Source organism: Mycobacterium sp. IDUB_21 (assembly GCF_055419425.1).
In genome coordinates this window covers 567,346-580,760 of the sequence record NZ_JBVAXQ010000001.1, presented here as the reverse complement: position 1 = coordinate 580,760, position 13,415 = coordinate 567,346, and the positions used below count along the sequence as shown (strand labels likewise).

12 protein-coding genes are annotated in these 13,415 nt (G+C 69.4%); 6 read left to right on the top strand and 6 right to left on the bottom strand.

Annotated features, from left to right (window positions below):
• The first annotated feature begins 6 nt into the window (after positions 1–6).
• From metX to ACZYY4_RS02795, 4 genes are all read left to right on the top strand, one after another.
• On the top strand, positions 7–1,137 hold the full coding sequence (metX, locus tag ACZYY4_RS02810) for a homoserine O-acetyltransferase MetX (protein WP_463807890.1): 1,131 nt from the start codon (positions 7–9) through the stop codon (positions 1,135–1,137).
• 61 nt (positions 1,138–1,198) lie between these two features.
• On the top strand, positions 1,199–1,945 hold the full coding sequence (locus ACZYY4_RS02805; protein WP_463807889.1) for a class I SAM-dependent methyltransferase: 747 nt from the start codon (positions 1,199–1,201) through the stop codon (positions 1,943–1,945).
• Positions 1,946–2,092: 147 nt separating this feature from the next.
• Positions 2,093–2,560, top strand: a complete 468-nt coding sequence (locus ACZYY4_RS02800; RefSeq protein WP_463807888.1) for a DUF732 domain-containing protein — start codon at positions 2,093–2,095, stop codon at positions 2,558–2,560.
• Between the two features lie 280 nt (positions 2,561–2,840).
• Positions 2,841–3,710: a cyclopropane mycolic acid synthase family methyltransferase gene (locus tag ACZYY4_RS02795; protein WP_463807887.1), complete on the top strand. Its 870-nt coding sequence runs from the start codon at positions 2,841–2,843 to the stop codon at positions 3,708–3,710.
• A 15-nt stretch (positions 3,711–3,725) separates the two neighbouring features.
• Here ACZYY4_RS02795 and ACZYY4_RS02790 read toward each other — a convergent pair whose 3' ends face one another.
• Entirely contained in the window at positions 3,726–4,016 is a 291-nt protein-coding gene (locus ACZYY4_RS02790; RefSeq protein ID WP_463807886.1) for a DUF3017 domain-containing protein, read from the bottom strand.
• Positions 4,013–4,861 (bottom strand): bifunctional methylenetetrahydrofolate dehydrogenase/methenyltetrahydrofolate cyclohydrolase, encoded by an 849-nt coding sequence (locus tag ACZYY4_RS02785; RefSeq protein ID WP_463807885.1) that lies wholly within the window; start codon positions 4,859–4,861, stop codon positions 4,013–4,015. The genes ACZYY4_RS02790 and ACZYY4_RS02785 overlap by 4 nt, the downstream gene beginning before the upstream one ends.
• 60 nt (positions 4,862–4,921) lie before the next feature.
• Here ACZYY4_RS02785 and ACZYY4_RS02780 point away from each other — a divergent pair, with 60 nt between their 5' ends.
• Positions 4,922–6,109, top strand: coding sequence for an NADH:flavin oxidoreductase (locus tag ACZYY4_RS02780; protein ID WP_463807883.1), 1,188 nt, complete (start codon positions 4,922–4,924; stop codon positions 6,107–6,109).
• A 78-nt stretch (positions 6,110–6,187) separates the two neighbouring features.
• Positions 6,188–8,872, top strand: coding sequence for an ATP-binding cassette domain-containing protein (locus tag ACZYY4_RS02775; RefSeq protein ID WP_463807882.1), 2,685 nt, complete (start codon positions 6,188–6,190; stop codon positions 8,870–8,872).
• A 16-nt stretch (positions 8,873–8,888) separates the two neighbouring features.
• Here ACZYY4_RS02775 and ACZYY4_RS02770 read toward each other — a convergent pair whose 3' ends face one another.
• The 4 genes from ACZYY4_RS02770 to ACZYY4_RS02755 are packed head-to-tail and all read right to left on the bottom strand — an operon-like array spanning position 8,889 to position 13,186.
• A complete protein-coding gene (locus tag ACZYY4_RS02770) occupies positions 8,889–9,470 on the bottom strand; it encodes a GTP-binding protein (protein WP_463807881.1) in 582 nt (193 codons plus the stop codon).
• Positions 9,448–9,840, bottom strand: a complete 393-nt coding sequence (locus tag ACZYY4_RS02765) for a DUF742 domain-containing protein (RefSeq protein WP_463807880.1) — start codon at positions 9,838–9,840, stop codon at positions 9,448–9,450. The genes ACZYY4_RS02770 and ACZYY4_RS02765 overlap by 23 nt, the downstream gene beginning before the upstream one ends.
• Positions 9,841–9,857: 17 nt before the next feature.
• Positions 9,858–10,301 carry a roadblock/LC7 domain-containing protein gene (locus tag ACZYY4_RS02760; RefSeq protein ID WP_463807879.1) on the bottom strand — a complete coding sequence of 148 codons (444 nt, stop codon included), beginning with the start codon at positions 10,299–10,301 and terminating at the stop codon, positions 9,858–9,860.
• Entirely contained in the window at positions 10,298–13,186 is a 2,889-nt protein-coding gene (locus tag ACZYY4_RS02755; RefSeq protein ID WP_463807878.1) for an ATP-binding protein, read from the bottom strand. Before ACZYY4_RS02755 ends, ACZYY4_RS02760 begins: the two co-directional genes overlap by 4 nt.
• Between the last annotated feature and the right edge of the window lie 229 nt (positions 13,187–13,415).

Below are 13,415 nucleotides of genomic sequence, written 5' to 3'. Positions count from 1 at the left end.
TCCCCGGTGACGATCTCCGACGTGTCCAGGCAGGTGCTGCCCGCCGAGGGCGAGACCGGCGTGGTCGACATCGGCACGGTGGCGCTGACCGGCGGCGCGGTGCTCGACGACGTGCATATCGCCGTGCAGCGCTGGGGCGAGTTGTCACCCCGGCGCGACAACGTCGTCATGGTGCTGCACGCGCTGACCGGGGACTCCCACGTCACCGGGCCCGCCGGATCCGGGCATCCCACCGCGGGCTGGTGGGACGGGATCGTCGGGCCGGGCGCCCCGATCGACACCGACCGGTGGTGCGCGGTGGCCACCAACGTGCTGGGCGGCTGCCGCGGGTCGACCGGCCCGAGCTCCCTGGCCCGCGACGGGAAACCTTGGGGCTCAAGATTTCCCGCTATCTCGATTCGCGACCAGGTGGAAGCCGATATCGCCGCGCTAGCCGCGCTGGGCATCACCGAGGTGGCCGCGGTGATGGGCGGTTCGATGGGCGGTGCCCGCGGGCTGGAGTGGATGGTCGCCCACCCCGACCGGGTGGGCGCGGGCCTGCTGCTGGCCGTCGGCGCCCGCGCGACCGCCGACCAGATCGGCACCCAGAGCACCCAGATCGCGGCGATCAAGGCCGACCCGGACTGGTGCGGCGGCGACTACCACGGCACCGGCCGCAGCCCCGAAACCGGGCTGGCGATCGCCCGGCGCATCGCGCACCTGACCTACCGCGGCGAGGCCGAGCTGGACCGGCGCTTCGCCAACGACGCCCAGGAAGGCGAGGACCCGACCGCCGGTGGCCGCTACGCGGTGGAGAGCTACCTGGGATACCAGGGCGGCAAGCTGGTGTCCCGTTTCGACGCCGGCAGTTACGTGACCCTGACCGATTCGCTGTCGGGGTTCGACGTGGGCCGCGGGCGGGGCGGAGTCGCGGCGGCATTACGCGGCTGCCGGGTGCCGGCAGTGGTCGCCGGGATCACCTCGGACCGGCTGTATCCGCTGCGTCTGCAGGCCGAGCTGGCCGACCTGCTGCCCGGCTGCGACGGCCTGCAGGTGCTCGAATCCGACTACGGGCACGACGGCTTCCTATTGGAGACCGACAGTGTCGGCGCGCTGATCCGCCAGACCCTGGACTTGGCCGAAGGAGACGGCGGGTGAGCGCCGGCTCACGAGTAAGGAGCCGAGCAATGGGCACGGCCACGGCCGGGGATCGCCGGCGGTGAGCCCGCAGGCCCGGCACGACCGATCGCTGTCGTTCGGTTCGCAGGCCGCCGCCTACGAGCGGGGCCGCCCGTCCTATCCCCCGGAGACCATCGACTGGCTGCTGCCACCGGGTGCCACCGACGTGCTGGATCTGGGCGCCGGCACCGGCAAGCTCACCACCCGACTGGTCGAGCGCGGCCTGAACGTGGTGGCCGTCGACCCGATCGCCGAGATGCTCGAGGTGCTGCAGACCGCGCTGCCGGAGACCCCGGCGCTGCTGGGCACCGCCGAGCAGATTCCGCTGCCCGATGACAGCGTCGACGCCGTGCTGGTGGCGCAGGCCTGGCACTGGTTCGAGCCGGCGCGGGCCATCCCCGAGTTGATCCGGGTGCTGCGACCGGGCGGCCGACTGGGGCTGGTGTGGAACACCCGCGACGAGCGGCTGGGCTGGGTCAAAGAGTTGGGCGAGATCATCGGCCGCGAGGACGCCCGTGACGCGGTGGACGCCGGGGTGAGCTTGCCGGCGCCGTTCGGTGCGATCGAGCAACACCAGATGGAGTGGACCAACTACCTGACGCCGCAGGCGCTGATCGACCTGGTCGCCTCGCGCAGCTACTGCATCACCTCACCGGATGCGGTGCGCACCAAGACGCTGGATCAGGTCCGCCACCTGCTGAGCACCCATCCGGCGCTGGTCGGTTCGACCGGACTGGCGCTGCCCTACGTCACGGTGTGCGTGCGGGCGACTCTGTCGGACTCCTAAAAGCCGGCGGTGCCGTCATCAAGAGAATCACCGCACTGTGCGCCAAGCGTGACCTGATCGTGTCGCTGGTGTGACTGCGTTGCTGCAGTGTTCTTACTGACGGGCGGCCAACGAGCCGCCCGCCACCAAGACGGATGGGGGACCGACATGGGGTACGACCGCGCGAAGACAGCGCTGCCGGCGGCGACGGCGCTGACGGCGGCCGGCACGGTATGGGCAGGCCTGATCGCCTCGGTGTGGCTGGCAGCGCCGGCGCAGGCCGAGCCGATCGACACCTCGTTCCTCTCCGCGCTGGGCGGGGCCGGGGTGCCAGTCGGCGACCCGGGCGCGACCGCGGCGCTGGGCCAGTCCATCTGCCCGATGCTGACCGAGCCCGCCGGCACCGCCGCCTCGGTGGCGTCGCCGATCGCCGGCCTCGGCGGCGGCCCCGCCATGTCGCCGGAGATGGCTCAGATGTTCACCGAGATCGCGGTGCAGATGTACTGCCCGCAGATGCTGTCGCAGCTGGCCAGCGGCCAGCTGCCGGAACTGCCGCAGATCCCGGGAATGTCGGGCGGTATCCCCGGCCTGTCCGGCGGGATCCCGGCCATCCCGGGCATACCCGCCGGCCTGTAAGCAGGGCTGCCGGGCTGCCGCCCGGTGGTCGAGAGTCCTGGCGTAGCGCGGCCGCAGGGCCTGCCGTCGGGTCAAGGTTGAAACCCGCCCGTGAAGAGTGCCCCCACGTGGACGACCTGGTCTTTTACTCAAGGTCAGGCCGTTGACTTTGACGTTGACGTCAAACTTATCGATGGCGCGCCGCATGGTGGCGTCAGACAGTTTGCGCGGACCGACAGCGGGTACTCGCGCTCTCGACTGGGCGGGGCCATGCCGCTCGGCTGGCCGGGGGCAGACCGCAATGACCGAAGACCATCATCTGATCCCGCATTTCGACGACGTACAAGCCCATTACGACCTGTCCGACGACTTCTATCGGCTGTTTCTCGATCCGAGCCAGACCTACAGCTGCGCCTACTTCAAGCGCTATGACATGACGCTGGAGGAAGCCCAGCTCGCCAAGATCGACCTTTCGCTCGGCAAACTGGGCCTGCAGCCGGGAATGACGCTGCTCGACGTCGGCTGCGGTTGGGGCGCAACCATGCGGCGAGCCATCGAGAACTACGACGTCAACGTGATCGGGCTGACGTTGAGCAAGAACCAGGCCGCCCATGTGCAATCGATGTTCGACGCGATGGAGACCCCGCGCAGCAGACGAGTGCTGCTGGCCGGTTGGGAGAACTTCGACGAGCCGGTCGACCGGATCGTGTCCATCGGGGCGTTCGAGCACTTCGGCTACGACCGCTACGACGATTACTTCGCGATGGCCCACAAGGCGCTGCCCGACGACGGAGTGATGATGCTGCACACCATCTGCGGCTTGTCGCCTCAAGAAATAGTCGAGCACGGCATGAGGCTGACGCCCGAGCTGGCCGATTTTCAGATCTTCCTGATGACGGAGATCTTCCCCGGCGGTCAGCTGCCATCGATCGGCTTGGTCAAAGAGCATGCCGTGAAGATGGGGTTCACGGTGCGCCGCATCCAGTCACTGCAGCAGCATTACGCGATGACCCTCGATCACTGGGCGGAGGCGTTGGAGGCGCACGAGTGTGAGGCCGTCGAACTGCAGTCCGAAGAGGTCTACAGCCGCTACATGCGTTATCTGACCGGCTGCGCGGAGGAATTCCGTGCCGGGCGTTTCGACGTCAACCAGTTCACCTTGGCGAGGTAGCCCACGGCACGGGCGTCAGCTGGTCCCCAGCGGATCGATGGTCGCGGCGATGTAGAGCATCGCCGTCGCCGCCGTCGTCATCGTCGCGAAGTCCCGCGCCCGGCCGCGCAACACCAGCAGCCCGGCGCGGTCCTCGGACAACACCAGCCGCAGCGTGGCGGCCACCGCGGTCGCGATCCCGATCAGCAGCGCGCCGCGGCGCCAGAAGTTCGCGCCGGCCAGTACGAACGCCGCCACCAAGATCAGCCCGACCAACACGATCGGCCACTGCGCGGCGATCACCCGGCGGACATCGGCGGCCGTCACAGCGCGCTCTCGACGCTTTCCACCACGTTGGTCAACAAGAAGGCCCGGGTGAGCGGGCCCACGCCGCCGGGATTCGGCGACACGTGGCCGGCCACCTCCCACACGTCCGGATGCACGTCACCGACCAGTCCGGCGTCGGTGCGAGACACGCCGACGTCGACGACGGCCGCGCCCGACCGCACCATGTCGGCGGTGAGCATGTGCGGCACCCCAACCCCGGCGACGATGATGTCGGCTTGCCGGGTCAGCGCCGGCAGGTCACGGGTTCCGGTGTGGCACAACGTCACCGTGGCGTTCTCCGAGCGGCGGGTCAGCAGCAGCCCCAGCGGACGGCCGACCGTCACGCCGCGGCCGATCACCACGACATGCGCCCCGGCGATCGGCACGTCGTAGCGGCGCAACAGGTGCACGATCCCGCGCGGGGTGCACGGCAGAGCCGCCGGGGTGCCCAGCACCAGCCGGCCCAGGTTGGTCGGGTGCAGCCCGTCGGCGTCCTTGGCGGGATCGACGCGCTCCAGCGCGGCGTTCTCGTCCAGATGTTTGGGCAGCGGCAGCTGCACGATATAGCCGGTGCACTCCGGGTTGGCGTTCAGCTCGTCGATGGTGTCGTTGAGCTGCTGTGCGCTCACGTCCGCCGGCAGGTCGCGACGGATCGAGGTGATGCCGACCTTGGCGCAGTCGGCGTGCTTGCCGCGCACATAGGCGTGCGATCCGGGGTCGTCGCCGACCAGGACGGTACCCAGCCCGGGAGTATGGCCCGCGGCGGCCAGCGCGGCCACCCGAGCTTTGAGGTCGACGAAGATCTCGTCGCGCGTGGCCTTGCCGTCCAACGTGATTGCACCCACGCCCGACATTCTGACATTCCCCGCCGATTCCAGCGCCACCCTCGGGGTTAAGCTCCGAGAATGGCTGCCGCTCCCGACGTCTTCAGTCCCGCCAAACTCGGTCCGATCACCCTGCGGAACCGGGTCATCAAGGCGGCCACGTTCGAGAACCGCACACCCGATGCGCTGGCCTCCGACGACCTGACCGAGTACCACCGGCTGCCGGCCGCCGGCGGGGTGGGGATGACCACCGTCGCCTACTGCGCGGTCTCCCCCGGCGGCCGCACCTCCAACGACGGGCTGTGGATGCGTCCGGAGGCCGTCGCGGGACTGCGCCGGCTCACCGACGCCGTGCACGCCGAGGGCGCGGCGGTCAGCGCGCAGATCGGCCACGCCGGCCCGGTCGCCGACGCCCGCTCCAACAAGGCCCGGGCGTTGGCGCCGGTGCGGTTCTTCAACCCGATCGGCATGCGGTTCGCCAAGAAGGCCACCCGCGACGACATCGACGAGGTGATCACCCAGCACGCCGACGCCGCCCGCTACGCCGTCGACGCCGGCTTCGACGCCGTCGAGATCCACCTCGGCCACAACTATCTGGCCAGCTCGTTTCTTTCTCCGCTGATCAACCGCCGCACCGACGAGTTCGGCGGGTCGTTGGCCAACCGGGCCAAGGTGGCCCGCGGGATCGTGGCGGCCGTGCATCGCGCGGTGGGCGGACAGATCGCGGTCACAGCCAAGCTGAACATGTCCGACGGGGTGCGTGGCGGCATCAGCCTGGACGAGTCGCTGACCACCGCGAAGTGGCTGCAGGACGACGGCGGGCTGGACGCCCTGGAACTGACGGCGGGCAGCTCGCTGGTCAACCCGATGTACCTGTTCCGCGGACACGCCCCGGTCAAGGAGTTCGCGGCCGTCTTCCCCCCGCCGCTGAGCTGGGGCATGCGGATGACCGGGAAAAAGTTCCTGCGCGCATACCCGTATCAGGACGCCTACCTGCTCAAAGACGCCCGACTGTTCCGTGCCGAGCTGTCGCTGCCGCTGATCCTGTTGGGCGGTATCACCAACCGCGAGACCATGGACCAGGCGATGTCCGAGGGGTTCGAATTCGTCGCGATGGCCCGGGCCTTGCTGGCCGAGCCGGATCTGATCAACCGGATCACCGCCGAACCGGCGACCCTGTCGGAATGCATCCACTGCAACCAGTGCATGCCGACGATCTATAAGCGCACTCACTGCGTGGTCACCGGTGCACCGGACTCGCTGCGCTGACCCTGCGCGGACGTTTCGCGTCGACTCGCGGCGCGACGGACAGCCGGGCAGTTCCATCCGCCCGATACAGTTGATCCGATGAGTCACCCAGTCCCGCCGGTGCTGACCGTGCGCCACGACGGGTCGCAAGGCACGTTCTCCGCAGGCCATGACGTGGTCATCGGACGTGACCTGCGCGCCGATATCCGCATCCCGCATCCCCTCGTCTCCCGCGCGCATCTGCTGCTGCGCTTCGAGCAGGGCAGGTGGCTGGGGATCGACAACGGCTCACTGAACGGCATCTACGTCAACGGCCAGCGGGTGCCGGTCGTCGACATCCGCGACGGCCAAGCCATCAGCCTGGGCAACCCGGACGGGCCACGGCTGACCTTTGAGGTGGGTCGCCACCAGGGCCAGGCCGGCCGGCCGCCGCAGACGGTCTCGATCCAGCTGCCCCAACCCGGCATCGCGCGCCCGGGCCGGCCACCGCAGCAGCAGGGCTGGCCTGCCCCGCCGGAGCGGTATCCCGACGCCACGCACCACCCGGAAACGCGTTCGGCAGGGCAGCCCGGCATCCAGCAGCCGCAACGGCCCGGCCCGCCGCCGTTGCAGCCGCCGCCCATGCAGCCGCCGCCCAGCCATCGGGAACCGGCATACCCGCCCGGCCCGGTCGGCCCGCCGGGCGAGGCTGCACTGCGGCCCGGCTATCAACCCCCCGCGCAACCGTCGGCGCCCGTCGAGGCGTTTGCAGCGCGGCAACCGTCCACCCGGATGGCGCCGGTGTCCGCGAAACCCCCGGAGGTCGCCAACCTCGCCACCCGGATGATCGATATCCTCCGGCCCGCACCCGCCGCGCCGCCGGACACGCCGGCTGGCGCCCTGACCATCGGACGCGCCACCGACAACGACGTGGTGATCTCCGATGTGCTGGCCTCCCGGCACCACGCGATGCTGATCCCGACCCCGCTGGGCACCGAGATCCGCGACAGCCGAAGCATCAACGGCACGTTCGTCAACGGTGTGCGGATCGGCTCGGCCATCCTCAGCGAGGGCGACGTGGTCACGATCGGCAACGTCGACCTGGAGTTCACCGGCGGCACCCTGCTACGCCGCACCGAAGCCGCCTCGAAGTCTGGAGGGCTTGAAGTTCGGGACGTCTGCTTCGACGTCGAGGGCGGCAAGCGACTGATCAACAACATCACGATGACGGCCCGGCCGGGCACCCTGACCGCGCTCATCGGCGGCTCGGGCGCCGGCAAGACGACGCTGTCGCGGCTGATCGCCGGCTACACCCGGCCCACCGCCGGCACGGTCACCTTCGAGGGCCACAACATCCACACCGAATACGCCTCATTGCGCAGCCGGATCGGAATGGTGCCGCAGGACGACGTGGTGCACCGGCAGCTCACAGTCAACCAGGCGCTGGGCTATGCGGCCGAACTGCGGCTGCCGCCGGACAGCAGCAAAGCCGACCGGGACCAGGCCGTCTCGCAGGTGCTCGAGGAACTCGAGTTGACCAAGCACGCCGACACCCGGGTGGACAAACTCTCCGGCGGCCAGCGCAAACGTGCTTCGGTGGCCCTGGAGTTGCTGACCGGGCCGTCGCTGCTGATCCTCGACGAGCCGACCTCGGGCCTGGACCCGGCGCTGGACCGCCAGGTGATGCTGATGCTGCGCGGGCTGGCCGACGCCGGCCGGGTGGTGCTGGTGGTCACCCACTCGGTGTCCTACCTGGATGTGTGCGATCAGATCCTGCTGGTGGCCCCCGGCGGCAAGACGGCGTTCTGCGGCCCGCCCAAAGAGGTCTTCCCGGCGATGGGCGCCGACAACTACGCCGACATCTTCGCCAACGTGGGCGCCGACCCCGACGAAGCCAACCGGCGGTTTTTGGAGCGCGAAGGCGGCCACCAGCGCGCGGCCGCGCCCGTTCCCGCGACCCCGCCGAGCGACCTGGGCTCCCCTCCCCCGGAAAGCCTGCGCAAACAGCTGTCGACGATCGCCCGCCGGCAGGTCCGGCTGATCGTCTCCGACCGGGGCTATTCGATCTTCTTGGGCGTGCTGCCCTTTATCGTGGGCGCACTGTCGCTGACGGTGAAGGGCAAGGGCGGCCTCGGCATGCCGGGACCCGATGCTCCGACCGAGCCGCAGTACATCATGGTGCTGCTCATCATCGGCGCGGTCTTCATGGGCACCGCGCTGACCATTCGAGATCTGATCGGCGAACGCCCGATCTTCAAACGAGAACAGGCCGTGGGCTTGTCGACGACGGCCTACCTGCTGGCCAAGGTCACGGTCTTCTGCGCGTTCGCCACGGCGCAGGGGGCGATCGCCACCACGATCGTGATTCTGGGCAAAGGCGGGCCGACGCAGGGCGCGGTGATGTTCGGCAGCGCGAATCTCGACTTGTTCCTGGCGGTCGCCGGAACCTGTGTGGCCTCAGCGGTACTCGGGTTGGCGATGTCGTCGTTCGCGCAGTCCAACGAGCAGATCATGCCGATGCTGGTGGTGTCGATCATGTCGCAGCTGGTACTGGCCGGCGGCATGATCCCGGTGACCGGGCGGATCGGGCTCTCCCAGGCCGCCTGGGCGACTCCCGGCCGGTGGGGCTACGCCGCGGGCGCGTCTGCGATCGACTTCAACAAGCTCGTCAACGTGCCGCAGATCCCCAAAGACCACCTGTGGGACCACACCAAGGGCATCTGGCTGCTGGACATGGGGATGCTGGCCCTGCTGTCGGTGTTCTACACCTGCGTTGTGTGGTGGAAGATCCGGCTCAAGCGCTAGGCGGGGACGACCCTACTCAGCCCTGGGCAGGCGCCAGGCTCGCCAGCGCGTACTCGCTGATCGCGATCAGGGCGTCCCGGGCCGAACGACGGTCGCGCGCGTCGACGCTGATCACCGGGATGTGATCGGCCAGGGTCAGGGCCTTGCGCACGGCGGCGACCGGATAGCGCGGTGCACCCGCGAATTCGTTGACCGCGATCAAGAACGGCAGGTTGCGGTGCTCGAAGAAGTCGACGGCGGCGAAGCTGTCCTGCAGCCGCCGGCAGTCGGCCAGGATGATCGCGCCGATCGCGCCGTGCACCAGGTCGTCCCACATGAACCAGAACCGGCGCTGCCCGGGCGTGCCGAACAGGTACAGCACCAGGTCGTCGGCCAGGGTGATGCGGCCGAAGTCCATCGCCACCGTGGTGGTCCGCTTGTCCGGGGTGGCCTCCAGCGTGTCGACGGCCGCCGAGGCGTCGGTGACCAGCGCCTCGGTGCGTAACGGCATGATCTCCGAGACCGTGCCGACGAACGTGGTCTTGCCGACGCCGAACCCGCCCGCGATGACGATCTTCGTCGACGCGGAATCGCGGCTAGCCGAGCGCTCGTAGGCCACGGAGCGTCCTTCCTATCAGTTCTCGTCGTTCGTCCCGGGTGGACGCCTCGCTCAGTGTGCGACGCACCCGAAGGTATCCCGACGTGACCAGATCCCCCACCAGGACGCGCGCGACACCCAACGGCAGGTCCAGCCGGGCGGAGATCTCGGCGACCGACGGGCCCGCCTGACACAGTTCGACGATCCGGCCGCGCGGGTCGCTGACCGGCCACTGGTTGGGCTGCGCCGGCCGCAAAGTCTGCACCGGGGCCTCCAGCGGCAGGCTGACGTCGGTGTGGGTTCTACCGGCGGTCAGCGTGTAGGGGCGTACCAGGTTGGCTTCTGTTTCCAGGGTTTCCGGGGTCTCCGGCTGCTCGGGGGGAGTGTGCATCACCATTCACCGGCGCCTCACGAGCGGCCGCCCGGCGTCGGCGCGGACCGGCGCGACGACTGCACCACGGCACCGACCCGTTCCACCAGGATCGCCATCTCATAGCCGATCTGGCCGATGTCGCAGGAGCTGCTCGCCAGCGTCGCCAGGTGGGACCCGTCACCGACTCGCATCAGCAGCAGGTAGCCGTTCTCCATCTCCACCACCGACTGCAGCACCCGACCGCCCTCGAACAACTGGGCCGCGCCGCTTGCCAGGCTGGCCAAACCGGACGCCACGGCGGCCAACTGGTCCGCCCGCTCCTTGGGCAGGTGTTCGCTGGCCGCGACGGCCAGCCCGTCGACCGACACCAACAGCGCATGCGATACCCCGGGTACGTCGCGGGCGAAGTTGGTTACCAGCCAGTCCAGCGAGCTTTCGGGGCTACGCCGTTGATCACTGTGGTCGGTGGGGAAAGTCATTGCCGATTCTGTCCCTGGTCGGTGTCGAGTCCGTTTTCCAATGCGTTTTCAAATCCGTTTTCGGGGCCGCTTTCCCGGGCGTGCGATCTCGCGGCATGCACCCCGCCGAAGTGGCTGCTGATCGAGGCGCGGATCGCCGCGGGATCCCGTTCCGGTACCTCATGGCCGGGCCCGTTCGGTCCGCCGTTGGATGCTACCGGCTCGTCGGTGTCGTCAAAATGGTGCGCCGGACCGTCCGGGCGCTCCGACGGCGGCTCGGCTCCGGCCGAGCCGGGCACCAGCCGGGCGCCCGGTTCGCGGACCGGCAGGCCGTGCTCGGTGTGGGCGGCGACCGGCATATCCTCCGCCTCGGCGGCCACCGACCAGCCGCGGTCCCACACCGACTGCCAGTCCAGGTCGGCACGCAGGCCCGCCTCATTGGGGTCGTTGCCCACCGACTCCGAGAGCATCCGCTGGTAGATCGTGTCGGTGTCGGCGTCACTCACGGCACTCTCGGCCCGAGCTCGCGCCGCAAAGTATGCCGAAGTGTCTGAGGGAGAAGAACTTTCCGTCACCGGCTCGGGGTTCGCGACCTGTTGTGCACCGTGTTCTGCGGCTGGGGGTCCGGCCTGTTCGTCGGCCTCCCACCAGGGTTGCGGCAGTTCGCGGCGCGCCCGGTCGCCGTCGGCGTCGCCTTCAGAGGGCGCGACCTGAACCGGCTGCCCGGCAGGCACCCCGGTGATGCCACTGGACCCCGGGGTGCGTCGCGGCAGCAGCGACACGACGGGGCCGGGGGTGGGCTCCTCGTACCGCTCGTCAGGCGCGTACGGCTCGTCCGGCTCGTACTGCTCGTACTGCTCCTCGGGCTCGTACCGTTCGTACTGCTCGTACGGCGCGGGCTCGTCGGGCTGGTACTGCTGATACGACTCCGGTTCGGTCAGCCCGGTGTAGAGCGGTGCCGGGCCGGCCGAGGTGACCATCGGGGCCGGCTCCTCGACGGCCCGCTCGACCAGCAGGTGCGACGGCAGGTACACCTCGGCGGTGATGCCGCGCGATCCCGGCGACGCGGGGAACAACCGGACCTCGATCCCGTGCCGGTGCGCCAGCCGGGAGATCACGAACAGACCCATGTGGCGGGCGTTCTCCGGACTGAACTCGCCGCCGGCCGACAGCCGCATGTTCGCCATCCGCAGGTCGGAGTCGGTCATACCCAACCCGACGTCGACGACCTCGACGACCACCCCGCCGTCGTTCTCGAATCCGGCGACCACCCGCACCGCCTCGGTGGGCGCCGAATAGCGCAGGGCGTTGTCGATCAACTCCGCGAGCAGGTGCACGCAGTCGGCCGCCGCGGCGCCGACCACCGTGATGTCGGGCACCAGAACGGTCTGCACCCGGTGATAACCCTCGACCTCCGAGGCGGCAGCACTGATCAGCGTGGCCAGCGGAGTCGCCCGACCCCGCTCGTGCGGCGCCCGCGCGCCGGCCAGGACCAGCAGGTTCGCGCCGTTGCGCCGCATCCGGGCGGCGAGGTGGTCCAGGCGGAACAGGCTCTCCAGCCGGTCCGGGTCGTCCTCGTTGCGCTCCAGCCGGTCGATGAGTGCCAACTGCTGGTCGACCAGGGACCGGTTACGCCGCGACATCGTCTCGAACATCTCGTTGACCAGGCGCCGCAGCCGGGCCTCGTCACCGGCCAGCAGCAGCGCCTGCGCATGCAGCTCGTCGACGGCGTGGGCGACCTGACCGACCTCCTCGGTGGTATAGACCGGCAGCGGGTCGGGTTCGCGTTCATCCCCGGCGCGCACCCGGGCGATCTCGTACTCGAGGTCGGTGTGTGCGACCTGCAACGCGCTGTCGCGCAAGATGCGCAGCGGCCGCACCAGCGAGCGCGCCACCAGAAACACCACCAGCAGCGTGCCGATGATCGCGGCCAGCACCAGCGCGATGTCGCGCATCGCGGCGGCGCGCCGGTCGGCGGCGCGGTCCTCTACCGCCTTGGTCACCGCGCCGGTATTCTCGGCGATCAACCGCGCGGCGATCTGGTCGGTGGTGCGGATCGAGTCGCGCAGCACCGGATTGTTGGGCAGCACCTGTTCCGGGTCGGAGATGACCCCCATCCGGGTCACCAGCTGCTGCTGCAGGGTTTTGGCGTCCGGGGAGTCGACGCCTAATACCTCGCTCATCCCGAACAGCGTTGACGGCTCGGTGCCGGCCAAGGTCATCATCGAGCTGCGCAGTTCCGGGTCGGGAAGTTCACCACCACGGTTGACCAGCAGTTCCTGCATCATCATCTGACCGCGGGCGCCGACGGCGCGGCTCAGGCCCTCGGTCTGCGCGCGGATCCGTTCACTGTCCAGACGCACCGACCCGTTGATGGCGTCTTCGGCGGTGAGCAGGATCGGCGCGTAGCCGGTCACCTCGTCGCGCAGACCGACGCCGGTGGACGACACCGCATCCAGCAGCCCCTGGCCCCGCTCGATCAGCGTGCCGACCCCGGAATGCACGTCGGTCGCGACGTCGGTGTGCGACAGCCGCGACTGGAGCTCGTACCTGCGGTTCTCGAAGTTCTTCCGGGCTCCCTCGGCGTCGCCGTCGGAGGAGACTGCCACCAGCGCGTCGCCGAGCGCCGACATGTAATTGGTGATCGGCGGGATCATCTCGGCACGGTCGGCGACCAGCCGGAGGCGGCTGGCCTCGGACAGTGCGCTGGAGATCCGCAGCCCGCCGAAGACCCCGGCCAGCAGCATCGGCAGCAGCGCGATCGCCAGCACCTTCCACCGCACCGGCCAATTGCGCACCGACCACCGCGACGGACGTTTCACCGCCACGGCGTCCGGCTGTGGGGCGTGGTCAGCTAAGCCCTCCAGGGCCGGGTCCACCCCGTCCGGGTGGTCGAAGAGCGTCACCGCTCGGCGGCCGGCTCACCGACCGCTCGGCTGAAATTCACCGTTTGCGCCTCATTCATCGGAGCTTCCGGCACATCGCACACGCTGAGCCATTAGCGGTGTGAGACCCGCCTTGATCTGGGCCGTCCTCAAGTCGGCAATTCGACGAGTATGACAGTCAGCCCGCGCCATCACCAGAGCCTTTACCGAAAAGGCACAGCTCCCGAGATGGTTTCGTGTCTTGAAAAAA

Excerpts from the sequence above, each read along its gene's own strand:
- ACZYY4_RS02765 (WP_463807880.1), bottom strand. The coding sequence starts at position 9,840 with ATGCACACTCCCCCCGAGCAGCCGGAGACCCCGGAAACCCTGGAAACA.
- ACZYY4_RS02760 (WP_463807879.1), bottom strand. The coding sequence starts at position 10,301 with ATGACTTTCCCCACCGACCACAGTGATCAACGGCGTAGCCCCGAAAGC.
- ACZYY4_RS02775 (WP_463807882.1), top strand. The coding sequence starts at position 6,188 with ATGAGTCACCCAGTCCCGCCGGTGCTGACCGTGCGCCACGACGGGTCG.
- ACZYY4_RS02780 (WP_463807883.1), top strand. The coding sequence starts at position 4,922 with ATGGCTGCCGCTCCCGACGTCTTCAGTCCCGCCAAACTCGGTCCGATC.
- ACZYY4_RS02795 (WP_463807887.1), top strand. The coding sequence starts at position 2,841 with ATGACCGAAGACCATCATCTGATCCCGCATTTCGACGACGTACAAGCC.
- ACZYY4_RS02800 (WP_463807888.1), top strand. The coding sequence starts at position 2,093 with ATGGGGTACGACCGCGCGAAGACAGCGCTGCCGGCGGCGACGGCGCTG.